General features: G+C 33.1%; 23 protein-coding genes and 1 pseudogene. 15 read left to right on the top strand and 9 right to left on the bottom strand.

Annotated elements, in window-relative coordinates:
* Positions 1–5: 5 nt before the first annotated feature.
* The 5 genes from ACTS9J_RS13095 (at position 6) to ACTS9J_RS13075 (ending at position 3628) form a co-directional block, all read left to right on the top strand.
* On the top strand, positions 6–446 hold the full coding sequence (locus ACTS9J_RS13095; RefSeq protein WP_286494678.1) for a TPM domain-containing protein: 441 nt from the start codon (positions 6–8) through the stop codon (positions 444–446).
* Positions 427–1239 (top strand): TPM domain-containing protein, encoded by an 813-nt coding sequence (locus ACTS9J_RS13090; protein ID WP_280036030.1) that lies wholly within the window; start codon positions 427–429, stop codon positions 1237–1239. The genes ACTS9J_RS13095 and ACTS9J_RS13090 overlap by 20 nt, the downstream gene beginning before the upstream one ends.
* Before the next feature lie 17 nt (positions 1240–1256).
* Positions 1257–1589 (top strand): hypothetical protein, encoded by a 333-nt coding sequence (locus ACTS9J_RS13085; protein ID WP_221854340.1) that lies wholly within the window; start codon positions 1257–1259, stop codon positions 1587–1589.
* Positions 1590–1668: 79 nt separating this feature from the next.
* Positions 1669–3036, top strand: a complete 1368-nt coding sequence (locus ACTS9J_RS13080; RefSeq protein WP_448353308.1) for a deoxyguanosinetriphosphate triphosphohydrolase — start codon at positions 1669–1671, stop codon at positions 3034–3036.
* 139 nt (positions 3037–3175) lie between these two features.
* Positions 3176–3628 carry a GNAT family N-acetyltransferase gene (locus ACTS9J_RS13075; RefSeq protein WP_115001464.1) on the top strand — a complete coding sequence of 151 codons (453 nt, stop codon included), beginning with the start codon at positions 3176–3178 and terminating at the stop codon, positions 3626–3628.
* Positions 3629–3689: 61 nt separating this feature from the next.
* Here ACTS9J_RS13075 and ACTS9J_RS13070 read toward each other — a convergent pair whose 3' ends face one another.
* Positions 3690–4220 (bottom strand): RNA methyltransferase, encoded by a 531-nt coding sequence (locus tag ACTS9J_RS13070; protein WP_038332036.1) that lies wholly within the window; start codon positions 4218–4220, stop codon positions 3690–3692.
* Positions 4221–4300: 80 nt separating this feature from the next.
* Here ACTS9J_RS13070 and mutS point away from each other — a divergent pair, with 80 nt between their 5' ends.
* The 6 genes from mutS (at position 4301) to ACTS9J_RS13040 (ending at position 13901) form a co-directional block, all read left to right on the top strand.
* Positions 4301–6856, top strand: a complete 2556-nt coding sequence (gene mutS, locus ACTS9J_RS13065; RefSeq protein ID WP_448353307.1) for a DNA mismatch repair protein MutS — start codon at positions 4301–4303, stop codon at positions 6854–6856.
* An 11-nt stretch (positions 6857–6867) separates the two neighbouring features.
* A complete protein-coding gene (locus ACTS9J_RS13060; protein WP_180904988.1) occupies positions 6868–7671 on the top strand; it encodes a M48 family metallopeptidase in 804 nt (267 codons plus the stop codon).
* Between the two features lie 97 nt (positions 7672–7768).
* Complete coding sequence (acs, locus tag ACTS9J_RS13055) at positions 7769–9673, top strand: acetate--CoA ligase (protein WP_448353306.1); 1905 nt, start codon at positions 7769–7771, stop codon at positions 9671–9673.
* 180 nt (positions 9674–9853) lie between these two features.
* A complete protein-coding gene (locus tag ACTS9J_RS13050; protein WP_286494672.1) occupies positions 9854–10501 on the top strand; it encodes an O-methyltransferase in 648 nt (215 codons plus the stop codon).
* The gene (locus ACTS9J_RS13045) at positions 10501–11265 is read left to right on the top strand and encodes a C40 family peptidase (protein ID WP_219033619.1); all 765 of its coding nucleotides are present in this window, start codon (positions 10501–10503) and stop codon (positions 11263–11265) included. Before ACTS9J_RS13050 ends, ACTS9J_RS13045 begins: the two co-directional genes overlap by 1 nt.
* Positions 11266–11405: 140 nt before the next feature.
* Entirely contained in the window at positions 11406–13901 is a 2496-nt protein-coding gene (locus tag ACTS9J_RS13040; RefSeq protein WP_448353305.1) for a cation-translocating P-type ATPase, read from the top strand.
* 32 nt (positions 13902–13933) lie between these two features.
* Here ACTS9J_RS13040 and ACTS9J_RS13035 read toward each other — a convergent pair whose 3' ends face one another.
* The 3 genes from ACTS9J_RS13035 to ACTS9J_RS13025 all read right to left on the bottom strand — a co-directional run bounded on the left by ACTS9J_RS13035 (position 13934) and on the right by ACTS9J_RS13025 (position 16222).
* Positions 13934–14704 carry an alpha/beta fold hydrolase gene (locus tag ACTS9J_RS13035; protein WP_221854348.1) on the bottom strand — a complete coding sequence of 257 codons (771 nt, stop codon included), beginning with the start codon at positions 14702–14704 and terminating at the stop codon, positions 13934–13936.
* Between the two features lie 91 nt (positions 14705–14795).
* Positions 14796–15362, bottom strand: coding sequence for a guanylate kinase (gene gmk, locus ACTS9J_RS13030; RefSeq protein WP_221854349.1), 567 nt, complete (start codon positions 15360–15362; stop codon positions 14796–14798).
* Positions 15362–16222, bottom strand: a complete 861-nt coding sequence (locus tag ACTS9J_RS13025) for a YicC/YloC family endoribonuclease (RefSeq protein ID WP_236688172.1) — start codon at positions 16220–16222, stop codon at positions 15362–15364. Before ACTS9J_RS13025 ends, gmk begins: the two co-directional genes overlap by 1 nt.
* A 149-nt stretch (positions 16223–16371) precedes the next feature.
* Between ACTS9J_RS13025 and ACTS9J_RS13020 the strand changes: the two genes are divergently transcribed.
* A complete protein-coding gene (locus ACTS9J_RS13020; RefSeq protein WP_219033615.1) occupies positions 16372–17682 on the top strand; it encodes a DUF4026 domain-containing protein in 1311 nt (436 codons plus the stop codon).
* On the opposite strand, the gene hutI is transcribed toward ACTS9J_RS13020, so the two are convergent.
* The 5 genes and pseudogenes from hutI to hemH form a co-directional block, all read right to left on the bottom strand.
* On the bottom strand, positions 17672–18901 hold the full coding sequence (gene hutI / locus ACTS9J_RS13015; RefSeq protein WP_219033614.1) for an imidazolonepropionase: 1230 nt from the start codon (positions 18899–18901) through the stop codon (positions 17672–17674). The two genes, ACTS9J_RS13020 and hutI, sit on opposite strands and share 11 nt — an antisense overlap.
* Positions 18902–19112: 211 nt before the next feature.
* Positions 19113–19343: pseudogene (locus ACTS9J_RS13010) on the bottom strand (GNAT family N-acetyltransferase); the annotation flags it as partial.
* Positions 19344–19834: 491 nt separating this feature from the next.
* The gene (locus ACTS9J_RS13005) at positions 19835–20887 is read right to left on the bottom strand and encodes a DUF3078 domain-containing protein (RefSeq protein WP_286494669.1); all 1053 of its coding nucleotides are present in this window, start codon (positions 20885–20887) and stop codon (positions 19835–19837) included.
* Positions 20888–20912: 25 nt separating this feature from the next.
* On the bottom strand, positions 20913–22013 hold the full coding sequence (locus ACTS9J_RS13000) for a DUF3078 domain-containing protein (RefSeq protein WP_286494668.1): 1101 nt from the start codon (positions 22011–22013) through the stop codon (positions 20913–20915).
* 81 nt (positions 22014–22094) lie between these two features.
* Positions 22095–23078, bottom strand: coding sequence for a ferrochelatase (hemH, locus tag ACTS9J_RS12995; RefSeq protein ID WP_286494667.1), 984 nt, complete (start codon positions 23076–23078; stop codon positions 22095–22097).
* A 108-nt stretch (positions 23079–23186) separates the two neighbouring features.
* Here hemH and ruvB point away from each other — a divergent pair, with 108 nt between their 5' ends.
* The 3 genes from ruvB (at position 23187) to ACTS9J_RS12980 (ending at position 26113) form a co-directional block, all read left to right on the top strand.
* Positions 23187–24224 (top strand): Holliday junction branch migration DNA helicase RuvB, encoded by a 1038-nt coding sequence (gene ruvB, locus ACTS9J_RS12990; protein WP_038332085.1) that lies wholly within the window; start codon positions 23187–23189, stop codon positions 24222–24224.
* Between the two features lie 200 nt (positions 24225–24424).
* Positions 24425–25372 (top strand): tRNA epoxyqueuosine(34) reductase QueG, encoded by a 948-nt coding sequence (gene queG, locus ACTS9J_RS12985; RefSeq protein ID WP_286494666.1) that lies wholly within the window; start codon positions 24425–24427, stop codon positions 25370–25372.
* Positions 25373–25432: 60 nt separating this feature from the next.
* Positions 25433–26113 carry a hypothetical protein gene (locus tag ACTS9J_RS12980; RefSeq protein ID WP_286494665.1) on the top strand — a complete coding sequence of 227 codons (681 nt, stop codon included), beginning with the start codon at positions 25433–25435 and terminating at the stop codon, positions 26111–26113.
* Positions 26114–26149: the final 36 nt, after the last annotated feature.

The following is a 26149-nucleotide window of genomic DNA, read 5'->3' as shown; positions in this document are numbered from 1 at the left end:
TCATTATGGGAAATAAGAAACATAAATTTCTTTCCTCTAAAGATGAAAAAAAAATAATCGAAGCCATCCAAAAAGCGGAGAAAAATACAAGTGGGGAAATTCGAGTTCATATTGAATTCGAATCTTCTCCCAATCATTTTGACAAAGCTTTAGAAGTTTTCGAGCAATTGGAAATGCACAAAACCAAAGATAGAAATGGTGTGTTGTTTCATGTTTCACCAACCGATCATAACTTTACAATTATTGGTGATAAAGGAATTGATCAAGTGACACCAGATGATTTTTGGGATGATATAAAAGAAGAGGTCATCAAGCATTTCAAAAAAGAACATTATGTAAAAGGGCTTTGTGAAGGAATAAAAAAAACAGGCAAAGCACTTAAAAAATATTTTCCTTATCAAGAGGATGATACAAACGAATTACCAGATGAAATTAGCTACAGTTAAATACTTTTTTCTAACTTTTTTTCTTTCAATTTTAACCGTTTTTGGGCAGACACCGGATGAATTGGTGAAGATGGAACATCCGCCTAAAAAGCTTGTGCAAGATTATGCACATGTTTTTGATGCAATGCAATTGGATGAATTAGAACGAAAATTAGTAGCCTATGATGATTCAACATCTACTCAAATTTTGGTATTAACAGTGAAGTCTCTAGATGGTTATCCGTTAGAAATGTTTGCAAATGATATTGGTGAAAAATGGAAAGTTGGTACACAAGGAAAAGATAATGGAGTTGTAATTGTTTTAAGTGAACAAGATCGTAAGATTACGATTAGAACAGGTTATGGAGCTCAAATTTATTTACCGCCAAGTGTCAACAAATCGATTATTGACAATGTTATTATTCCGTATTTCAAACAAGGTGATTATGCTGGTGGAATAAATGCTGGAGTCAATTCTATTTTTCAAGCTTTTGCAGGAAAATATAAGCAAGACAAACCAAAATCGCAAGAACCAGAAATGGATTGGCTTGCATTGATTTTTGCCATAGGATTTTTCATTTTTATCTTTATTATTATTTCGAAAGGTAAAGGAGGAAATAATGGAGGAAATGGTGGCAGACGAAGAAGTTTGTTAGATGATATTATCATTATGAACACAGGAAGTTCTGTTTTCGGTGGCGGAGGTTTCGGCTCAGGAGGTAGTTCTTGGGGTGGATCATCTGGTGGCGGAGGCGGCTTTGGTGGTTTCGGAGGCGGAAGCTTCGGAGGCGGAGGAGCATCTGGTAGTTGGTAGAAATACTATTTTGATTAATGAATTTTAAAATTGTCACAAATATTGAAACTGATATTTTTTATTTAATTATTAATGAATTAGTAAAAGATAAATGGAAAATTATTTGTGAATATGATGATGAAATTTTTGATAAATCAATTGATTTCGACTTTTACAAATTAGCTAAAAATGAAAAAATAATTTTGTTTGCTTGGGACAACTGGTTTGAAGGAGAGATAAAAGCTGAAATTGAAATTCTAAAAGAGTTAGCTGTTCAATATAAGTTTGATTTAAACTTTAATGAAGCAAATTTTCTTCAAGATGAATATATTACAGAAAGAATGAAAAATCTTTTAAAATTTCACGAATAAAACCAAAAATCCGAACGAAACCGTTCGGATTTTTTTATGACTGAACATTATTCGTTAAATTCGTTTTCTAAATCAGTTTATGGAACTTCTAAATCATATTTACACCAATCAACGCAGTAATACAAACGATACATCGGATGCGAGATCAGAATATCAGCGTGATTATGATCGTATTATTTTTTCGTCTGCCTTTCGTCGTTTGCAGAACAAAACGCAAGTTTTTCCTTTGCCAGGAAGTGTATTTGTCCACAATCGATTGACGCATTCGTTAGAGGTTTCGTCTGTTGGACGCTCGATGGGAAATTTGGTAGGAAAGTTTATTTCCGAAAATTATAAATTAACAAAAGAATCACAAGAATTTTATAAATATAGTATTCACGATGTTATTTCAGCGGCATGTTTGTGTCACGATATCGGAAATCCAGCTTTTGGACATTCGGGCGAAGATGCAATTGCTTCTTATTTTGATCGCCATGAAACAGATTTGAAACAATATTTTACTGAAGCCGAATGGGCTGATTTAATCAATTTTGAAGGAAATGCGAATGCAATCCGAATTTTGACACAACAACAAAACGGAAAATCGGAAGGTGGTTTACGTTTGACGTATTCAACATTGGCTGCGATTGCAAAATATCCATGTGAATCGGTTGCAAAAGATAAAAATCAATTGCATCGTAAGAAATTTGGATTTTTTCAGGCGCAAAAGGAAGCTTTCCGAACAATTGCTGAAAAAACGAATATGATTTTGGAACAAGATTCACCAATTATTTACAAGCGACATCCGTTTGTGTGGTTGGTAGAGGCGGCAGACGATATTTGTTATTCGATTATTGATGTCGAAGATTCGCAACGTTTAGGAATTATTGACCATGATAAATGCCGAAAATTATTCTTGAATTTAGTCGAATCTTTAGATCCATCTCAAATTGATAAAACAAAAAATACATTGAAATTAATTTCAGATAAAAATGATCGAATAGCGTATTTACGCGCCAAATCAATTAACTTATTGACTCAAAAATCGGTTGAAGTTTACCAAAATAATTTTGATCAGATTGTAAAAGGAGAATTTAAAACAGCTTTGTTAGATGTCATTAAAAATGAAACAGAACAAGTTACCAAAAGGGTTTTGGACGAAATTCAACGTTTCTCTATTGAAAATATTTACAATCATCGTTCTGTTCTTGAAATTGAAAATGCAGGTTATAATGTAATGTCCGAATTGCTTTCACAATTTATTCCACCAATTTTGAAAGATGAAAAAGAACGCAAAACCTTTGAGAAAAAAGCCTTGCGTTTAGTTCCTGCTCAGTTTCTATATGAGAAAGGAACAAAGTATCAAAAGGTAATGGGAATCTTGGATTATGTTTCGGGAATGACTGATAATTACGCAACTGAATTGTATCGCCGTATCAAAGGAATCGAAATTGGAATGACAATTTAAGTACGAAATTAGAAGTTAGAAATTAGAAGTTAGAAATACGAGGTAGGAATTTCGTTATATTTTTAAATAACTAATTTCAAGTTTCGTAAAACGAACTTCGAGTTTCGAATAACGAATAACTAAATAACATCACACAATAATGAAAAATGTAACAATACGAGAAGCAAGAAAAGAAGATTGTCCTCGAATTTTAGAGTTAATTCACGAATTAGCTTTATACGAAAAAGCACCAGACGAAGTAACGGTAACCTTAGAAGAAATGGAAGAATGCGGGTTTGGAGATAAACCAGTTTGGGGTTCTTTGGTTGCAGAAGTGGACGGAAATGTGGAAGGAATTGCGTTGCATTACGATCGTTATTCGACTTGGAAAGGACGCAGATTATATTTGGAGGATTTGATTGTAACCGAAAAAATGCGCGGTTCTGGAATTGGTAAATTATTATTGGATGAATTAATTGTTTATGGAAAAGCGAATAATTACCACGGAATGGTTTGGCAAGTTCTGGATTGGAATGAACCTGCAATTAATTTCTATAAAAAATATAACGCAGATTTTGATCCAGAATGGATTAATGTTTCAGTGAATTTTTAAACAATAAAAAAGACTCAAATCATATGATTTGAGTCTTTTTTATTTTGCTTACCGCTTTCCGTTATTTCATAAATCCTTCATACCATTTCCATAAAATAATTCCTGTACAAACCGAAACATTAAGCGAATGTTTTGTTCCTGATTGTGGAATTTCGATACACGTATCACATTGATCAATGATTGATTGTTGCACACCATCAACCTCATTTCCCATCACAATTGCATATTTCTGAGATTGGTCAACTTCAAATTCATTTAACAAAACAGAACCTTCCGTTTGTTCAATCGTTACAATTTGATAACCATCTTCTTTTAGTTTTGCAACCAATTCATTCGAATCTTTCACATATTCCCAATCAACAGAATTTTCTGCACCAATTGCCGTTTTATGAATTTCTTTATGAGGCGGAGTTGCTGTGATTCCACACAAATAAATTTTATCAATTAAAAATGCATCCGAAGTTCTAAAAACCGCACCAACATTGTGCATACTTCTTACATTATCCAACACCACAACAATCGGATGTTTTTCAATAGCTTTATATTCTTCCGCAGAAACGCGACCTAATTCGTCTAATTTTAGTTTTCTCATCACTTCGTTTTTAACTAACTTAGCTGTTCAAAATTTATAATAATTTGACAAAAGTAGTAAAGAATAAGGAAACTCCTCTAATGAAACAATATAACACTATCAAGGCGAAATATCCTGATGCGATGTTGTTGTTCCGTGTGGGAGATTTTTACGAAACATTTGGAGAAGATGCTGTGCGAGCTTCTCGCATTTTAGATATAGTTTTAACAAAACGCGCCAATGGTTCTGATAATAGTGCTTTGGCAGGGTTTCCTCATCATAGTTTGAATACTTATTTACCGAAATTGGTGAAAGCTGGTTTGCGTGTTGCAATTTGCGATCAGCTCGAAGATCCAAAAATGGTAAAAGGTATCGTAAAACGTGGTGTTACAGAATTGGTGACGCCTGGTGTTGCGTTGCAAGATGAGGTTTTATCGTCGAAATCGAATAACTTTTTGATGGCTGTTCATCAAGGTGATAAAGCTTTTGGAATTGCGTTGTTAGATGTTTCGACGGGAGAATTTTTAGTTTCTGAAGGACATGAAGATCAAGTGGCAAAGATTATTCAATCGTTTCGACCAAGTGAAGTGATTTACCAAAAACGTGTTAAATATAATTTTTCTGATGTCAAAAGTAAATTTTTGTTGGATGATTGGGCTTTTCAATATGATTTTGCAGTTGATAAATTAACCAATCTTTTTAAAACTAAGAATCTAAAAGGTTTTGGAATCGAGGATTTAAAAGATGGAATCATTTCTGCGGGTGCAATTTTAGCTTATTTGGATGACACACATCACTTCGAAATTCAGCATTTAACATCTATTCAGCGTCTTAATCAAGATAGTTTTGTGTGGATGGATCCATTTACGATTCGCAATCTCGAATTGGTTTATTCTCCACATCCAAAAGGTGTTACGTTATTAAATGTTTTAGATGATACTAAAACTCCGATGGGTGCTCGTTTGCTGAATCGTTGGATGGTAATGGTGTTGAAAGATTTGAAGTCAATTCAACGTCGTCAAAATATTGTCGAATATTTCTACAAATTTGGAGATTTACGTTACGATTTGCGCGAAAAATTAGGTCAATTAACCGATTTAGAGCGTTTAGCTGGGAAGGTTTCGACAGGTAAAATTACACCTCGTCAATTACAACAATTAGCACAAAGTTTGAAAATTTCGGAAGAAATAAAAGAAGTTGCTGAACAATCGAATATCAAAGAAGTTGCAGATTTATTTTCTCGAATCCAACCAATTGATGATTTAACGCAAAAGATTTTTGATACACTTACTGATGAACCACCACATCAAATTGTAAAAGGAAATGTGATTAGAGAGGGTGTTTCTGATGAGTTAGATCGATTGAGAAAGATTCAGTTTTCTGGGAAAGATTATTTGGATCAAATGTGTCAACGTGAAACAGAGCGAACTGGAATTTCGTCCTTGAAAATTGCATTCAATAATGTGTTTGGTTATTATATCGAAGTTCGAAATACACACAAAGATAAAGTGCCAGAAGAATGGATTCGTAAACAAACTTTGGTGAATGCAGAGCGTTATATTACTGAAGAATTAAAAGAATACGAAACACAGATTCTTGGAGCAGAAGAAAAAATTCTTGCAATAGAAAATCAATTATTTATTGAATTGTTACAAGAAATTATCACTAAACTTTTACCGATTCAACAAACAGCAAAAGCAATTGCATTTTTGGATGTTTTGTCAACTTTTGCAGAAATAGCAGAGAAAAATATTTACACAAAACCTTCTCTTAATGATGGTTTTGAACTAAATATAAAAGAAGGTCGTCATGCTGTGATTGAGCAACAATTACCAATTGGTGAACAATATGTGTCGAATAATGTTGAGTTAAATTCGGATCATCAGCAAATTATTATGATTACGGGACCAAATATGTCTGGTAAATCGGCACTTTTACGTCAAACTGCTTTGATTGTTTTGATGGCGCAAATGGGAAGTTTTGTTCCAGCTCAAGCAGCCGAATTAGGAATTATTGACAAAGTTTTTACTCGAGTTGGTGCTTCAGACAACATTTCTTCAGGGGAATCGACATTTATGGTCGAAATGAATGAGACAGCAAGTATTCTAAATAATATTTCGGAACGAAGTTTGATTTTATTGGATGAAATTGGTCGAGGAACTTCGACTTACGATGGAATTTCGATTGCATGGGCAATTGCAGAATTTTTACATCAAAGTGCCTTGAAACCTAAAACATTGTTTGCTACACATTATCATGAATTGAATGAGATGTCAAAATCAATGGAACGCATCAAAAATTTTAATGTCAGTATCAAAGAAACAAAAGATACAATATTATTTTTGCGTAAATTAGTTCCAGGAGGTAGCGAGCATAGTTTTGGTATACATGTTGCTAAAATGGCTGGGATGCCGAAACGAGTGGTGGACAGAGCGAATGATGTGCTAAAGGTTTTGGAAGCAACGAAAACAGATGAAGGAATCTCGAACAAAACGGAGAAAATAACGCAAGATAATATGCAATTAAGTTTCTTTCAGTTAGATGATCCAATTTTAGAATCGATTCGAGAAGAAATTATGAACACAGATATCAATACTTTAACGCCTGTTGAAGCATTGATGAAATTGAATGAAATCAAAAAGAAACTCGGTAAATAAACTTAAAAAATATGAAAAAAATAATTTTAACCGCTGCAGGAGCTTTAGTCTTAGCTTCTTGTGCTACAAATCCAGTTACAGGACGTAAATCGTTGTCATTAGTATCGAATGCAGATTTATTTCCGACAGCTTATAATCAGTATTCTCAAGTTCTTAAACAAGGTAAAGTGATTACTGGTACTGCTGATGCAAAAATGGTGCAAACAGTAGGGGAACGTCTAAAATATGCCGCTGAAAAATATTATCAAGAAAAAGGAATATCTTCTCAATTACAAGGTTACCAATGGCAATTTACATTGTTGAATGCAAATGAAGTAAATGCTTGGTGTATGCCTGGAGGTAAAGTTGCAGTTTATTCAGGTATTTTGCCTGTTACCAAAGATGCAACGGGATTGGCTGTTGTTTTAGGTCACGAAATTGGTCACGCTTTGGCTGGTCATAGTGCGGAGCAAGCTTCTCAGCAAATGGCAGCACAAGGTTTAGGACAAATTGTAGGTGGATCGATTGGAAATGCAGAATATGCAAAAGTTTTTGAACAATTATATCCTGTAGGTGCACAAGTTGGTTTACTAAACTATTCTCGTAAAATGGAATTAGATGCTGATGTTACAGGATTGTATTTAATGGCGATGGCGGGTTATGATCCTTCTCAAGCAATTCCTTTTTGGGAACGTATGGCTGCGAAAAGTGGAAACGCTGGAGTTTCAGAATTCTTGAGTACTCACCCTTCGGATGCGACGCGTATGGCTAAAATAAAGGAAGCCTTACCAACTGCTTTAGCATATTACAACGCGAGTCCGTATAAAGGAAAATAGAATAGTTTTTATTCATTTATAAAATATAAGCGAGTTAATTTGATAAATTGATTCGCTTTTTTTATATTTAGTATTCAAAACCACAATTAAAATTAAAATGATTAACAATTTTAGAATCAATTCGTTTTCTGAATATAAGAAAGCGTATAAAAAAAGTGTCGAAGAGCCTGAAAAATTTTGGGATAAAATTGCTGGAAACTTTGTTTGGCAAAAGAAATGGGACAAAACACTTGAATATAATTTTGAACAAGCAGATTTTAAATGGTTTCAAGGTGGACAACTAAATATTACCGAAAATGTTTTGGATCGTCATTTGGAAAAAAATGGAAACAAAACAGCTTTAATTTGGGAATCAAATAATCCTTTAGAGGAATCTAGAATTATTACATATCGTCAATTGCATTCAAAAGTTTGCCAATTTGCGAATGTCTTAAAAAATAATGGCGTACAAAAAGGAGATCGTGTGTGTATTTATATGCCAATGATTCCAGAATTAGCCATCGCGATGTTAGCTTGTGCTCGTATTGGCGCGGTACATTCTATTGTTTTTGCAGGATTTTCTTCTGCTGCAATTGCCTCTCGTATCAACGATGCGCAATGTAAGGTTTTGGTGACAGCAAACGAAGTTTTTCGTGGAACGAAATCAATTAACTTAAAAGCAATTTGTGATGAAGCCTTAAAAGATTGTGCTTCTATTCAGTCGTGTATTGTTTATCGACGTGCTATCGAGCCTACTTCTATGGTTGGTGGACGTGATAAATTTTGGATTGATGAAATGCATAAGGTAGACGATAATTGTCCTGCGGAAATTATGGATGCCGAAGATCCTTTGTTTATTTTGTATACTTCTGGTTCTACAGGAAAACCAAAAGGAATGGTGCATACATGTGGTGGATATATGGTGGAAACGGCTTATTCGTTCGATAATATTTTTCAAATGGAGCACAACGATATTTATTGGTGTACAGCAGATATCGGTTGGATTACAGGACATAGTTACATTATTTATGGACCTTTGGCTTGTGGAGCAACTTCAGTAATGTTCGAAGGAATTCCAAGTTTTCCTGATTTTGGACGTTTTTGGGAAATTGTCGAAAAATTAAAAGTGACACATTTCTATACAGCTCCAACAGCAATTCGTTCGTTAGCTCGTGAATCCTTAGATTATGTCGAGAAATATGATTTATCAAGTCTTAAAGTTTTAGGATCAGTTGGTGAACCAATTAACGAGGAAGCTTGGCACTGGTTTAATGATTATATTGGAAAAGGAAATTGTCCAATTGTAGATACATGGTGGCAAACAGAAACGGGATCTATTTTGATTTCGCCATTAGCAGGAATTACGCCGCTTCGTCCAACGTTTGCAACATTACCGCTTCCAGGAATTCAGCCAGTTTTAATGGATGAACATGGAAAAGAAGTAGAAGCAGTAAATGAAAAAGCAGAAGGACGTTTAGCAATTAAATTTCCTTGGCCATCTATGGCTCGTACTATTTATGGTAATCATAAACGCTATGTAGAAACCTATTTTTCAACATTTCCGGGATATTATTTTACAGGAGATGGAGCGTATCGTGATGTAATGGAAAATTATCGAATTACAGGACGTGTAGATGATGTAGTGATTGTTTCTGGACACAATTTAGGAACTGCACCAATAGAAAATGCGATAAATGAACACGAAGCTGTAGCAGAAAGCGCGGTTGTTGGTTATCCTCATGATATCAAAGGAAATGCATTGTATGCTTATGTGATTTTGCAAGATGGAGTACAAGGTTCACCAGAACTTGAAGCAGAAATAAAAAATGGAGTTTCTAAATTAATTGGAGCAATTGCAAAGCCAGATAAAATACAGTTTGTTTCAGGTTTACCAAAAACGCGAAGCGGAAAAATTATGCGTCGTATTTTAAGAAAAATAGCAAGCAACGAAACTGATTTTGGCGATACATCAACATTATTAGATCCAGATGTTGTAACTGTTATTCAGAAAGGAAAAGTTTAAAGTAAGGCTGAGGTTAAGATTTAGTCTAAGCTTATCAAAATAATTTTCAAAACAAAAAGCATTACCCAAAAAGTAATGCTTTTTTGGTTTGATTATTTTGGATAAATTTTCTCTTCTAAATTTCCTTTATATAGCCGATATTCAATGCATTTTTTGTAATTTTGTTGACTTTTTAAAGGTATGATAAAAATTTCACCAGTTTTAGAATCGTATTTAGATCATCATGTGGATCAAGAACCTGAAATCTTGAGCCGTTTACGTGTTGAAACTTATCAATGTACAACGCAGCCACACATGATTTCGGGAGAATATCAAGGTCGTTTGTTAAGTATTTTGTCAAAGATTTTAGCCCCAAAAACTATTTTAGAGTTAGGAACTTTTACAGGTTACGCAACATTGTGTTTGGCAGAAGGTTTGATTGCTGATGGAAAAATCATTACGATGGATAAAAATGATGAATTGGAATATTTGTGCAGAAAATATTTTGATGAATCTGAATTTGCTTCAAAAATTGATTTTAGAATCAATGATGCACGCGAAGAATTAGAAACAATCGAGAAAAATTCTGTAGATTTAGCTTTTATTGATGCTGATAAAGAGAGTTATCCTTATTATTTTGAAAAAGTTTTAGAACTTTTACGTCCAGGAGGAACCATGTTAGTTGACAATGTTTTGTGGTACGGAAAAGTAATGATGGAAGAGGAAGATAAAAAAGATCCTTCGACAAAAATTTTGAAAGAATTTAATGAAATGGTAACGAAAGACAAACGAGTAGAGTCGATAATTTTACCAATTCGTGACGGAATTACGTTAATTCGAAAAAAATAATGAAGTACGCCATTTGTCAAGTAAGTGTTGCGCCATTGCGCTACGAAGCAAGAGATTCATCAGAAATGGTGAGTCAGGTTTTGTTTGGAGAAAAGTTGATTATTTTAGAAGAATTAGAAAAATGGACTAAAGTTCAGTTAGCTTTTGATGGTTACGAAGGTTGGCTAGATCCAAAACAAATTGTAGAAATTTCGGAAGAAGAATATAATAAAGATTCGATCGAGAAATTTGCAATTAATCCGTATAATCATGCGATGGAAAATGGCTTGCCAATGACGTTGACAATTGGAGCTGAGGTTCGTACTTTGAATGAAAGTAAAATCAAAATTGGTCCAAAATGTTTTGAATATTTTGGGGTATATACGTCTGGTAAAAAATCAAAAGATCAATTGGTAGAAATTGCAAAAGCCTATCTAAATGTACCTTATTTGTGGGGAGGAAAATCTTCGTTCGGTATTGATTGTTCTGGTTTAACGCAACAAGTGTACAAAATAGGTGGCTATAAAATTCCAAGAGATGCTTATCAACAAGCGGAAATGGGTGAAGTTTTGAGTTTTGTAGAAGAAGCAGAACCAGGTGATTTAGCTTTTTTTGATAATGCAGAAGGTCTAATTATTCATGTCGGAATTATGTGTGGCAATGGAAAAATTTTGCACGCACACGGAAAAGTTAGAATTGATCCAATCGATACAAATGGAATTTTCAATACCGATTCTCAAAAATATTCGCATAAACTGCGATGCATTCGAAAATTAATTCCTTAATAATAGAGCAAAAATCATTTCGAAAGAAATGATTTTTTTGTTTTAATTGAAATCAAATCTAAATAGGATATAATCAAGTATTAAACTATTTTTTAATTGGATTTAGCTGTAACTTTAGTAAACACTAATCGATTGAAATAATGTCTATAAAAATTCCTGAAAATTTAAAAGGGTTATCTGATTCTGAAGTCAAAAAAGCTCAACAACAATACGGAGATAATGCTATAAAGGGTGAACAGAATTCTGCTTGGTATAGTTTATTATTTGATATTCTAAAAGAACCAATGACGCTAATTTTGATTGCTGTATCAATTATTTATGTGTTGGTTGGTGATTTGGGCGAAGCTGCATTTATGTTTGTGGCTATTGTTGCTGTGACAGGAATTTCATTTTACCAAGGTTCTCGTAATCAAAAAGCTCTGCAAGAGTTAGAAAAGTTGAACGAACCTTTGAGTTCAGTTATTCGTAATGGACGATTAGTTGAGATACCAACACACGAAATTACAATTGGTGATTTGTGTGTGACGGAAGAAGGAAAGATGATTAATGCTGATGGAAATATTGTTCATAGCAATGATTTTTCGGTGAATGAATCTGCTTTAACAGGCGAAAGTATGTCAGTTTTTAAAGATATAGATCATTCAGAAATTTACAGTGGAACTTTGACAGTTTCTGGTTTGGCTATTTTTGAAGTGACAGCCATTGGAGCAGAAACGAAGTTGGGAAAAATAGGAATGTCAATTTTATCTATAAAAGAAGAAAAATCGCCTTTGCAATTGCAGATAGAAAAATTTGTGAAAGGAATGGCAATCATTGGAATTATTGTTTTTGCAATGGTTTGCGGATTCAATTATTTTCAAACAAATGACATTGTAAGTAGTTTATTAAACGGTTTGACTTTGGCAATGTCTATTTTACCCGAAGAAATACCAGTTGCATTTACTACATTTATGGCATTGGGTTCATGGAAATTATTACGCGAAGGAATTATTGTAAAAAAGAGTAGTGTTGTCGAAACTTTAGGAAGCACAACTGTTATTTGTAGTGATAAAACAGGCACAATTACCGAAAATTCGATGAAATTGAATGCAATTTATGATGCAAAAATGTGTACGGTTTTTGATGAAAATCAATTCAATGATGTTGAAATTTCTGAGATTATACAATATGCGATGTGGAGTAGTGAACCTGTTCCATTCGATCCAATGGAAAAAACGTTACACCGAGTTTACGAACAAACACAGGTTGATGAGCGCAATCAATATCAAATGTTTTTCGAATATCCTTTATCTGGGAAACCTCCCATGATGACGCATTGTTTTAAAAATAATGAAAATCAACGAATAATCGCAGCCAAAGGTGCTCCAGAAGCAATTCTGAATGTTTCAAAATTATCAGAGGAAGAAAAAAATCAATTAAAAAAAGTCATTGATGATTTTGGATTAAAAGGTTTTCGACTTTTGGGTGTTGCTAAATCTAATTTTGAAGAGGATAATTTTCCAAAAATTCAACAAGATTTACCATTCGAGTTTTTAGGATTTGTAGTTTTTTATGATCCTCCTAAAAAAGGAATTAATACAGTGTTTCAACAGATTTATGATGCGGGAATTAAAGTAAAAGTGATTACGGGTGATAATGCCGAAACAACAAAAAGTATTGCTGAACAAGCTGGAATTTTACATGTAGAAAATAGTATTACAGGAAGTGAAATTACACAACTTTCCGAAAAAGAATTATTAAAAGAAGCTCGTGATAAAGTGTTGTTTGCGCGTATGTTTCCCGAAGCGAAATTGGCTGTAGTAAAAGCGTTGAAAGAAGATGGAGATGTTGTGGCAATGTTGGGTGATGGCGTTAATGATGGACCAGCCTTGAAAGCGGCTCATATCGGAGTGGCAATGGGTGAAAAGGGAACAGAAATAGCGAAACAAGCTGCACAATTGATTTTGACGAATGATGATTTAGGTAAATTAGTTGTTGGAATTGCGGCAGGAAGACGTATTTATACGAATCTCAAAAAAGCTGTTCAATATATTATCTCTATCCATATTCCGATTATTTTAATTGTTTCGCTTCCATTATTTTTAGGTTGGGCTTTTCCACAAATTTTTACGCCAGTTCACGTTATTTTCTTAGAATTGGTTATGGGACCAACATGTTCTATTGTGTATGAAAATGAACCATTGGAAAAAGATTCGATGAAAAGAAAACCTCGTCCAATGACCGAAACTTTTCTGAATTGGAAAGAACTTTCAACAAGTATTATTCAAGGAATTATCATCACATTAGGATTGCTTTTTGTTTATCAATACACTTATCAGTTAGGCGGAAATGAAGAGAAAACCCGAGCAATGGTTTTTACAACGTTGATTTTCTCAAATGTTTGGTTAAGTTTAACGAATAGATCGTTTTATTATAGCTTGTGGTCAAGTTTTAAAAATAAAAATAATTTAATGGTTGGCGTTACAATTCTTACATTGCTTATACTTTTTGCAATACTGTATATAAAGCCAATTTCTTTATTTTTTAAAGTTTCTTCGTTGAATCTAAAAGAATTAGGAATGGCGATGCTTGTAGCAATGTTATCTGTATTGTGGTTTGAAGTTTATAAATGGATTAAACGTAGGAGAAAAAATTGAGTAAAATGGTAATATTTAGGTTTATTGATTCGTTATAACGAATCAATAAACTCAACTGTTTTTGCCAAAGTCGGCGTCCTATTCTCTTTGTAAGGTGTATGTTTTGCATCAGGAACAAGATAACTTTCTTTTCTTCCTTTTACATTGTTGATAATTCCATTTACTTGCTCAATCGAACCATATTCATCATCAATTCCTTGAATAACCAAAGTTGGACATTCGATGTTTTGCAATTCTTTTCGAATATCAAAATCAATAAAATCTGGGCGTAACCAAGTTTCTGTCCACATCTCAAAAACTTTCTGCGTTTTATCGCCATGATATTTTGTCAAACGTTCTTTCAAATTAGTTTCTGCATATGCAATTTTTGCATCTCTGATTCCTTGTAAAGAAATTTCTTCTACAATAATGTGCGAACCAACTACAACAATTCCTTTTAAATTTTGATGATATTTCGAAGCATAAAGTAACGCAATCGATCCGCCATCGCTATGTCCAAATAAAATAATGTCTTTGAAGTTGAAATATTGAACCAAATCATTTAGAAAATCTGCTTCATCATGCATGTAAGTCAATTCGCGACGATCAATGGTAAAAGGCGACGATTTTCCATAACCTTTTCTATCGTAGATGAATAAATTACAATTTGTTTTTTCGGCAACTTCTTTTGGGAAATCTCTCCAAAGTTGGGTGCAACCTAAGGAATCGTGTAAAAAAATAAGTGTTGGATTTTCTGGATTTATTTCGTGGTGAACATAATGAATATTGGCGTTGTTGATTTCTAAACTATTTTCTATTTCCATTTTATGTAGTGATTTTTTCGAAAGCTAAAGATAACAAAAATGCCTCGATTTTATTTATTCGAGGCATTTATATCATGATGATTAAAAATTATTATTTAATAAAATCTGTAATAATTTCTAAGGTTTTTGCTTTTGCAGTTTCTAAATCGTCGTTCAATAAAATGATATCAAACTCTTTAGCTTTTTCCATTTCAATTCCTGCTTTATCAATACGTTGTTTCAATTTATCTTCGCTTTCTGTGTTGCGAGAAATTAAACGTTCTTTCAATATTTCCAAAGATGGAGGATTTACAAATACTGTTAAACATTGATCTCCGTACAATTTTTTGATATTCAATGCACCAATAACATCAATATCAAAAATTACAGAATTTCCTTCAGATGTAATGCGATCAACTTCCGATTTTAAAGTTCCGTAAAAATTATCGCGGTAAACTTCTTCGTGCTCTACGAATTCGTCGTTTGCAATTTTTGCCTTAAATTCTTCTGGTGTTAAGAAATAATAGTCTTCTCCGTGAGTTTCACCTTCGCGTTTATCTCTAGTTGTACAAGAAATAGAAAATTTGATATTCTCCAATTGTTCTAAAGCGTAACGAACCAAAGTTGTTTTTCCTGCGCCTGATGGAGCCGAAAAGACGATTAATTTTCCTTTTTTCATTATAAAATGTTTAACGATTGTTCTTTAATTTTTTCTAATTCATCTTTCATCTGAACAACAATTTTTTGCATTTCAGAATGATTTGATTTAGAACCTAATGTATTGATTTCACGACCAATTTCTTGCGAAATAAATCCTAGTTTTTTTCCATTTGATTCAGTTCCAGCTAATTCTTTTAAGAAATATTCGCAATGGTTTTTTAGACGAACTTTTTCTTCTGTGATATCAAATTTCTCCAAATAGAAAATTAATTCTTGTTCGAAACGATTTTGATCAACATCAACTTTTAATTCTTCTAAACGTTTATTGAAACGTTCTTTTATAGTTTCAATTCGTTCTTTTTCAAAAGGGACAACTTGTGTTAAAAGCTCAAGAATGTTATTCAAGTTTAAAGTCAAATATTTCTCTAAAACTTTTCCTTCATCTAATCTAAATTGATTTAATGCGTCGATCGCATCAATAATTGTTGCGCGAATTTGATTCCATTCGTCTTCACTCAAATCGTCTTGCGTGTACGAAATAACGTCTGGAAGGCGCATTACTACAGGCAATAATTCACCATCAGTCACATTTGGTGTGATTGATTTAAATTCTGCCATATAACTTTTGATTAATTCAGCATTTATATTTTGATTTCTTGCAGCAGGATTTAACTCTACTAACATCGAAAAATCAACTTTTCCACGTTGAACTTTTTCTGAAATAAGGTTTCTGATTTCTAATTCTTTTTCACGATAAAAAGAAGGAATTCTCGTGTTTAAATCTAGTGTTTTACTGTTTAAAGAACGGATTTCTATCGTTACTTTTTTCTCAGGTAATTCCAATACGGATTTACCGTAACCTGTCATAGATGCTATCATAATTGTAAAATTATGCGAACAAAATTACAATAAATTAACGTAATGCGAACTGAATTATCATCTTTAATCATTTTAAAGTTTAACATTTTGCTAAAATTTTGATGAACTTAAAACATTTATCTTTAACAAAAAACAAACTAAAAATAACTATGACAAATCAAGAATTGTACAAAGGAATTGCAGAGGATGGATTGAGTTTACCTTCTACAATGGGAATTTTTCCTTCGTCGAAAGATTTTGTATTTTCAAGAGAATCAATTGAAAAAAGTCTAAAATCAACCGATTATTTTCAATTAATCAATTTTGATCTTATCGAGATTGATAAAGACGAAAATGGAGCTGTAAAGCAAGAATATCAACTTGTAGTGTCTTATTTGGAGGAAGAATTTGATGTGAATTTGTATGTTGTGGATGCGAGAAGTAACGATTATTCTGAATTTGGTTTTGGAAATATGATTTCGGACGAAGAAATGGAAATTGCAACGCAACAAGATTTTTATTTGGAATCTGTGATGTATTTTGGAAATGATGCATTGGATAGTTTTCATTTGCAATTAAAAATTATGCAAGCAATTGTTGAAAACCCGTCTATTGTTGTCGATTTTATGCCTTATCGTTTGCTTTCTGGTAAATGGGCTAAAGTGACAGCAGAGTCAGAAATTCCGCCTGCGCCTTCGTATTTATATGTGATTCATGGCGTTTATGATGAGGATGAAAATGGCGATCGCGTGTATTGGATGCATACGCATGGTTTGCATCGTTGCGGTTCTGTGGAGTTGGAGATGTTGAACATCAAAGATGGAGTAGAGCAGATGAATTCGGCTTTGGATATGATTGTAAATGCGTTTATCAAACCAGATTTTCGTTCGCCAGAAAATGAAGAATTTAATATTGGTTATGATGGTTTGGATATTACATTTTGTTGGAAACGTTGGGAAGATGTGGTGAAAGATTATCCTGCTAAAATTCCTGGAGGTTACAATGAACGTCAGCCAGAAAACGAAAATTATGAACCTTGTGGCGTTTTGTTAGCGGTGCAAGAAGGACATACATTGACACCAGAAGTTTATGCGGCGACAATTGCAGATAATCCGATTTTCTTTATCAGCGATCAGGAAACGGAACGAATGTCAGCCTTGGCTTATCAACGTTTTGAATTGTATAAAAAAGCATTTAACACATATTTTAATCCAGAAGCAGATGAAGAAAATTATTATCGATTTTTAATTAAATTAGGATTTGATGTCGATCATGAAATGAATAAGGAACACATTTGGTTTGATGTGTACGGAATCAATGAGAACAACGAAATTTTTGGCGTTTGTTTGAATCGTCCTTATGCTGTAGAAGGTTTGAATGAAGGAGATGAAGGTCTTTATCCGCAAGAAATGATTACCGATTGGTTAATTTACACGCCGACAAACACCATCACTCCTGATAATATTTACACTATTGATTAATCAAAGCACCATTTTTCCATACATTTGTTGGTTGTAATTGTCCTTGATAATAGATAATATTACGATAATCGAAGGTAGAGAAGCTGATAAAATCGGCTTTTTTACCTTTTTCTATTGTTCCACGATCAGCTAAATTTAAAGCCTTTGCAGCACGAAAAGTAATTGCAGCTAAAACTTCTGCCATTGATAATTTCTCAAAAGTAGCCAAAACAGAAGCTTGTGTAAGAAGATTTCCCATTGGAGCTGAGCCAGGATTCCAATCCGAAGCAATCGAAACGCAACAACCAGCATCTAACAATTTTCGAGCAGGTGCATATTGCATTCCCAAACCGATAGAAGCGCCAGGTAAAACAGTTGCAACAACATCAGAATTGGCAAGTTTTTTCACTTCTTCTTCTCCTGAAAATTCTAAATGATCTGCACTCAAAGCATCGAATTTTGTAGCTAAATAACTTCCTCCAGCTGTAAATTGATCAGCGTGAATCGTAATATCAAAACCTTGATTTTTTGCTTCGTTTAAGAAATAATCGCCTTCCTCAACAGAGAAAGCAGATTGTTCCACAAAAATATCGATACGATTTGCTAAATCATCAGATTTTAATTTAGGAAAAACTTCTTTCACCAAAAGTTCTAAATATTCTTTGTTCGAACCTTCAAAATCTTTTGGTTTCATATGCGCACCTAAAAAAGTAGGAATCAAATCAATCTCACTTTCTTGATTCGCCATATTTATCGCTTCTAACATTTTAATTTCACCCTCAACAGAGAGAGCATAACCAGATTTTACTTCAGCAGTTGTGATTCCTTGTTTAGCTAATTGGGCAATATGTTTTAGCGTAATATCTTTCAGTTCGTCAACTGTTTTCTTACGTGTTTCTGTCACAGTAGACCAAATTCCACCACCACTTTCGGCAATTTCTAAATAGGTTTTTCCGTCCAAACGCATGGCGAAATCTTTGGCACGATTTCCTCCAAAACAAACGTGTGTATGCGAATCTACAAATCCAGGAAGAAGAATTTGTTCCGTTTCGATATGTTCAATTTCGATAGTTGGATGTTGTTGAGAAAGCGTTTCGAAATTTCCTATTTCTACAATTGTTTCATCATCAATAATAATTCCTCCATCTTCGAGAACTTCGACTTGGTTTTCGTGAATAGCACCTTTTAAAGGTAAATTGGCAAGTGTTATAATTTGTCTGAAAGGACCGATTAATTTCATTTTTGTTGTTTTATAACACAAGTTTACGAAATTTAAGGGAGAATTTGTAGATAAGCTGAACTTGTTATCAAATAAGATATGATTCTAAAATGAGTTTGCAATGACTTAATTTTTATCGTAAGTCAGTCGATAAAATAGCGTAGCCATAATTATCTGCCCAACCAGATTTTAGAGGAAGAAGCTTTCTGGTATGTGCTTCTCGAATCATTCCAACTTTTTCAAGAACTTTGTAAGAACCAATATTTTCAATTGCGCATCCAGCTTCGATTCTATGAAGATTTAACGTATTGAATCCAAAAGAAATAATTTCTCTTAAAGCTTCTGTTGCAATTCCTTTGTTCCAAAAATCTGGATGAAGTTTAAACCAAACTTCTGCATTCTTGTATTTAGCCCTACCTAAATTTAAAGAAATTAATCCATCAAATTGATTGTCATTTTCGATAACAAAAGTATAAGCTTGTGGTTGTTCTCCTTGATTAGATTTTACTAAATCTTTTACATGAAGAATTGTAACCTCTATATTTTCTGGAATTCCTACGTGTTGTATTAATCAACTTCTTCGATAGAATATAATTGATGAATTGTTTCAGTATCATCAAGTGTGACTGGTCTCAAAGTTAAACGTTCAGTTTTAAGAATTACATTTATATAAATTACTTTTTCTTCAAATAAGTTGGGTCGTTGGGATATTTAATTACCTTGAGTAATGTAATAATTGTAAAAATAACGAAGATTAATATCACGATTGCGCTAAGAATGATGCGGTTATTTTGTTCGTTGTTGAACCCAAGGTAAAGCTCGAAAGCTGCCCAAACAATTATTAAAATTTGTGGTAAAAGTGCGCCGAAAATATTTTTTGTCATTTTATTCTTCTATTGAGTTATAAAAATAAGAAAAATAAAAAACCTGCTTATTAAAAGCAGGTTAAAAATATTATTGAGTGACTAATTTTGTTTCATTAAGAATTGGTTCTCTTTTTAGAATATTTGTTGCTACTTCTACAGTTTCTTCTTTTTCTTCGAAAATTGGTGCTTCTTGCATAAATGCAATTGCTGGAGCTTCTTCTATTTTTGGTGGCGTGTTATCAAATTTGTAATTAAATCCAATTCCAAGTGTTTGTTTAATCTGTGTTTTTTTGATTTGATCTTCATCATACAATAGGTTGACACTTACTTGTGCCGAAACAAACTTGTTCACTTTCATATCCAAAATTCCTTGATAAGCAACGTCCATATTTCCGAAATTTTTCAGGTAATCTGCATAGATTCCGACACGGTTATCATAAGAAATTCCTTCCATAATTTGTAGTTTATATCGCGCACCTAAATATGCACCGAATTCAAATAAAGTATTGTCTCCATCATTTTTAAGTCCAAAATTTCCTTTTTTCTGTAAATCTTTGTCTAAGACAAAGGTCATTCTTGGTGTAAATGGGTGAATATTAATTTGAAAATTTTCGCTTGGTTTGTAATCAATACCCAATCCTAAACTTAAATAACCTGGAGCCATCAAGGCTGAAATCTTCGTTTTTGGATCTCTTGAATAATCAAAACCATCTGTAAATTGTGTGCGAAAATTCATAGAGGAAGCTAAATACCAATGATTTCCGATGCTGTAACCATAAGAAGAAGTTAAGTCGATAACATCATTTGTTTTGCGAGAACTTTCGCCTTTGTTAGTCTGGATTCCGTATCCTAAAACAACACGATTATCCCAAATATGTTTCTCTTTTGTCAAGTTAAATTCGTAATCTAAACTTCCGTTCAGCGCAAACGAATTTACACCTCCCGCAACCCAATTACTGAATGCACTTTGAGAAAATAAAAGTGAATTATTTCCCGAAACGAACCATCCTGGTTGACGGCCATCAAATTTTTGATCTTTTAAATAACGCTTGCTATCAGTAGCTACTTTACCATCTTTTACTGTTTGCGCAAAAGTTGTAGCACTTCCTAAAATTGCTAATACAAATAAAAATTTTTTCATGTAGATTTGATTGATTTATATTAACTTACTCCAAAAATATGGATTCTGATTTAATATATGTTGATTTTTCGTCAATTGTATTTTTATCAAAAACTTGATCATAGTTTTGTTTATCCAGTTTTATTCTAGGTAATTTGACTGGGGAAATGCCAGATGTATCGAAATATGGGAGAATTTCCTTCTTTCTACGTTTCTTCTTATCTTTTTTCTTAGTACTGTCTATTTTATATGTTAAGCCAATTCCGAGGGCTTGTTTAAATTGTGTTTGAGTAACTTGATCTTCATCATAAATCAAATTGATGGTTAATTGTGTGGACATAAAATTATTAATTTTCATGTCTAATAATCCAGCATATACAATATCGAGGTTATAAAATTTGTTCGAATAATTAGAGAAAATTCCAATATTATTATCGTAAGTTACGTTATCAAAAAGTTTCATTTTGTATCGACCACCTAAATATGCTCCAACTTCAAAAAGAAACGTATCTCCATCGTTTCGTAAACCATAAGTTCCTTTCTTTTGCAAATCTTTGTCTGCTACAATTGTTGTTCTTGATGTTAAAGGTTGAAAACTGACAGAAAAATTAGAATTTGGCGTATAATTCGCACCGACCCCAATTGTTACATATGCAGGCGCAAATAAGTTTGATAGTTTTGTTTTTGGAGTTGTTCCGTAATTGTAACCTGTAGAAAACTGTGAACGAATATTAAGTGATGAGGTTAGGTACCACTTTTCTTTTATCAAATATCCATAAGAAGTTGTGATATTTAGATTGTCAGCAGTTTTACGCGTTCCATTGGTTTTATTGTCTAAAAAACCATATTCAAAAATAAAACGATTGTCCCAAAAGTGTTTCTTTTTTCGGAAATTAAATTCGTAATCAGCTTTAGCATTTAGTGAAACCGAATTTTCACCACCTGCCATCCAATTGGAAAAGGTATTTTGATTAACGGTTAAAGTATTTGCACCATAAATTTCCCAACCCGATTTTCGTCCTGTAGTATCCACTTTGGATTTCAGATATTTTCGACCATCAATAATTAGATTTCCACTAGTATCTAAAAATTGAGCCGAACTAAAAAGTGATAGGACTAAAAATATAATTGAGAAAATTAGTCTCATTTTAAAAAAAATATCTTTGTTTAAAATTGAAAAATTCCAAACAAAGATATCTAATTTATTTTGTAAGGCTAAAAACCTTTCTTAATTATTTTGCCAACCTTTCAACCATTTCACTAATGTATCCACCCAATCTTGACGATCATTCAAACAAGGGATGTATGTAAATTGCTTACCACCAGCTTTTAAGAATTCTTCTTGTCCTTCCATCGAAATTTCTTCCAAAGTCTCCAAACAATCCGAAACAAAGGCAGGGGTGCAAACCGCTAAATTCTTAACGCCTTGTGCAGGAAATTCTTCTAACATGTGGTCTGTATAAGGTTTAATCCAAGGGTCACGACCTAAACGAGACTGAAAAGAAGTGGTATATTTATCTTCTGGTAATTGCAAGTATTCGGTTACCAAACGTGTTGTTTCAAAACATTGATTACGATAAGTTTCAATAGGTAATTTGCTCGCTTTTGCAGCACGAAGTGCTTTATTATCGTGACGTTCTGGAATTCCGTGATAAGAAAACAATAATTTATCAAAATTCTCAGGTAATTTTTCTTTGATAGAATCTCCTAAAACCTTGATATAATCTGGATGATTGTAAAAAGCTTTCAAGAAATTAATCTTAGTGTCTTTGTAACTTTTTTTCTGAATTTCAAGCACTTTATCCGCAACAGTTTCTGTAGAAGACATTGTGTATTGAGGGTATAAAGGAACAACCAAAATGTCGCGAACACCTTTGTCATAAAGCTCTTGTAAACCAGCTTCTATCGAAGGGTTTTTGTAACGCATTGCCAAAACAACTGGAATATCCATTTGTTTTTGTATCATATCTCTCAAAATTTTAGAGTAAACAATTAAAGGAGAACCTTCTTTTGTCCAAATTTTTCGGTAAGCTTCAGCAGATTTTTCGGGTCTTTTTGGTAAAATAAATAATTCAACAATAGTTTTACGAATAATCCAAGGAGAATCCAAAACTTTCTTATCCATTAAAAATTCGCGTAAATAAGTTCTTACGTCTTCAACATTGGTAGAATCGGGCGAACCTAAATTCACTAATAATATTCCTTTGCTCATAATTCTTTTTATCTAAAAAAATATTGCGTTCTTTGTAGTTGTAAAAGTACGGAGGATAATTTAATTTGTCCTTCGTAATATCATCATTATAATTTATATCATCATTTTATGTCAGATTTATTAAATCCTGATAAAGAATTTTATCCAGATGACGATCTAAATCACGAAAATACTGTTCGTCCGCAAAGTTTTGATGATTTTGCTGGACAAGCGCATATTCTAGAGAATTTAGAAGTTTTCGTAAAAGCGTCTAAACTTCGTGGCGAAGCATTAGATCACGTTTTGTTGCACGGACCTCCAGGTTTGGGAAAAACGACATTAGCAAATATTATTGCGAATGAATTAGGTGTAGGAATCAAAATTACATCTGGACCAGTTCTCGATAAACCGAGTGATTTAGCTGGTTTATTGACGAATTTGGAAGAAAATGATGTGCTTTTTATTGATGAAATCCATCGTATGTCTCCCGTTATCGAAGAATATTTGTATTCGGCAATGGAAGATTTTAAGATTGATATTATGATCGAATCTGGACCAAATGCACGTTCGGTTCAAATTGGTTTGAATCCTTTTACATTAATTGGTGCAACAACGCGTTCTGGTTTATTAACTGCGCCGCTTCGTGCTCGTTTTGGAATTAATTTCCGTTTCGAATATTATAATGTTGAATTATTAAGTACGATTGTTGAGCGATCTTCTCGTATTTTAGACACACCAATTGACGAAAGAGCGGCGATAGAAATTGCAGGTCGTAGTCGTGGAACTCCTCGTATAGCAAATGCTTTATTGAGAAGGACTCGAGATTTTGCACAAATTAAAGGAAATGGAAAAATTGATTTATCAATTGCTGAATTTTCTTTAAAAGCTCTAAAAGTTGATGATAATGGTTTAGATGAAATGGATAACAGAATTTTATCAACAATTATTGAAAAATTTAAAGGTGGACCAGTCGGAATTACAACTTTAGCAACAGCAGTTGGAGAAAATGGTGGAACATTAGAAGAAGTTTATGAACCGTATCTCATTCAAGAAGGTTATTTGATGCGTACTGCTCGTGGACGTGTGGCAACAGAAAAAGCTTTCAAACATATTGGTGTAAAATATCGTGGAGAAAATTCACCTCAAACCGATTTGTTTGATTTGTAATTTTGTTCTAAGTCATTCTGAGCTTGTCGAAGAATCTTAACGATTTTCTTACTCTAATAAATCGAAAATGGCTCACACGACATATTATTCTTGCGTTAGGAGGAATCTAAGATTCTTCATTTCACTCACGTTTCATTCAGAATGATAAAATTTAATCTCGTCGATATAATAATTATAAATTCATAATTACGAATTAACTAATGCTCCTTCAAACAGAAGAACATATCAAAATAAAATGGTCCCATCGAATCAAAGAAAAAGCTGAAGCATTGGGATTTATTTCGTGTGGTATTGCCAAAGCAGATTTTTTGGAAGAGGAAGCTCCACGTTTAGAGTCTTGGTTAAAGAATAATTATCATGGAGAAATGCAGTATATGGAAAATCATTTCGATATGCGACTGGATCCTCGAATTTTGGTCGAAGGAGCAAAATCTGTGATTTCGTTGGCGTATAATTATTACCAAGATTTAGATCGAAATCCTAATTCTTACAAAGTTGCGATGTATGCGCAAGGCGAAGATTATCATTTTGTCGTGAAGGAAAAAGTGCGCGAGTTGTTAGATTTTATTCAAGAAGAAATAGGGGAGGTGAGCGGAAGAGCTTTTACCGATTCAGCACCAATTCTGGAACATGCATGGGCGAAAAAAGCTGGAATTGGTTGGGTTGGAAAAAATTCGTTGACGTTATCTAAACAAAAAGGTTCGTTTTTCTTTTTATCCGAATTAATTATTGATTTGGATTTAGCTTATGATTCTCCAATTGAAACTGATCATTGTGGAAAATGTACGCGTTGTATTGATGCTTGCCCAACTGAGGCAATCTTACCCAATAAAACAGTGAACGGAAGTCAGTGTATTTCGTATTTTACAATTGAATTGAAAGATCAAATTCCGACCGAAATGAAAGGAAAATTTGATGATTGGATTTTTGGTTGTGATCTTTGCCAAGAAGTTTGTCCATGGAATCGTTTTTCGTTGCCAACGAAAGAAACTCGTTTTGTTGGTCATAAGAAAATTAATCAATTCTCGAAGAAAGATTGGGAAGAAATTACAGAGGATGTTTTTCGAGAAATTTTTAAGAAATCACCTGTAAAACGTACAAAATTTGATGGTTTGAAAAGAAATATCGATTTTGTAAAATCACTATAATTCGTGAAAATTTTTGGTTTAGATTTTGTTAGCTTTACTTCAAGAAAATCGAATCAAAAAATGAAAAAAAGTTTATTCATTCTTACTACTTTTTTAGGCTATTTTGTGCAAGCTCAATTTGGGATTGTGCAAGATAAAGATGGTTTTGCAAATGTGAGAGATGATAAAAATATTTCGTCTAAAATTGTTGCTAAAGTCAATTCAAATTCAATTTATCCAATTGATTCTGATGAAGAAAACTCGAAATGGTATTTAGTTGAATATCAGCCTGAAAAAGCTGGTTTTGTTTACTATGATCGAATCAAAAAGTTAGAAGATTTTGAAACTATTTCACCAACTTCAGTCAATGATTCTAAAATAGAATTTTCGGTTGCTGATTATACCATTCAGCTCGAAACGCAAGAATTTAATTCGAAAAAACATAAAATTTTCAAGGAAAGTGATTTTGTTTATGCGATTGATGAAAAAGATTTTCTTGGTTCGGATGGAATGATTCCTCAAACAGAATTCAAATCGTTTAAAATATCATTCAAAGGAAAAGAAATTATCATTCCAAAAGAATATTTTATCAATTTATATAATGCGAATTTATCAGCAACAAAACTTACTTACAATAAAGAGTTAAATCAATATTATTTGTTCGGTACATATAGCGATGGAGCTGGTGTTTATGATGCACTTTGGGTTTTGGATAATGGAAAAATTGTAAAACATATTGCTCAAATTAATGCTTATGCTTAGTCGATTTTTTTCAATTTTAGGGTGCTTCTTGCTATT

This window comes from Empedobacter sp. ULE_I140 (assembly GCF_053482575.1).
This window is presented reverse-complemented; position numbering and strand designations above follow the sequence as displayed.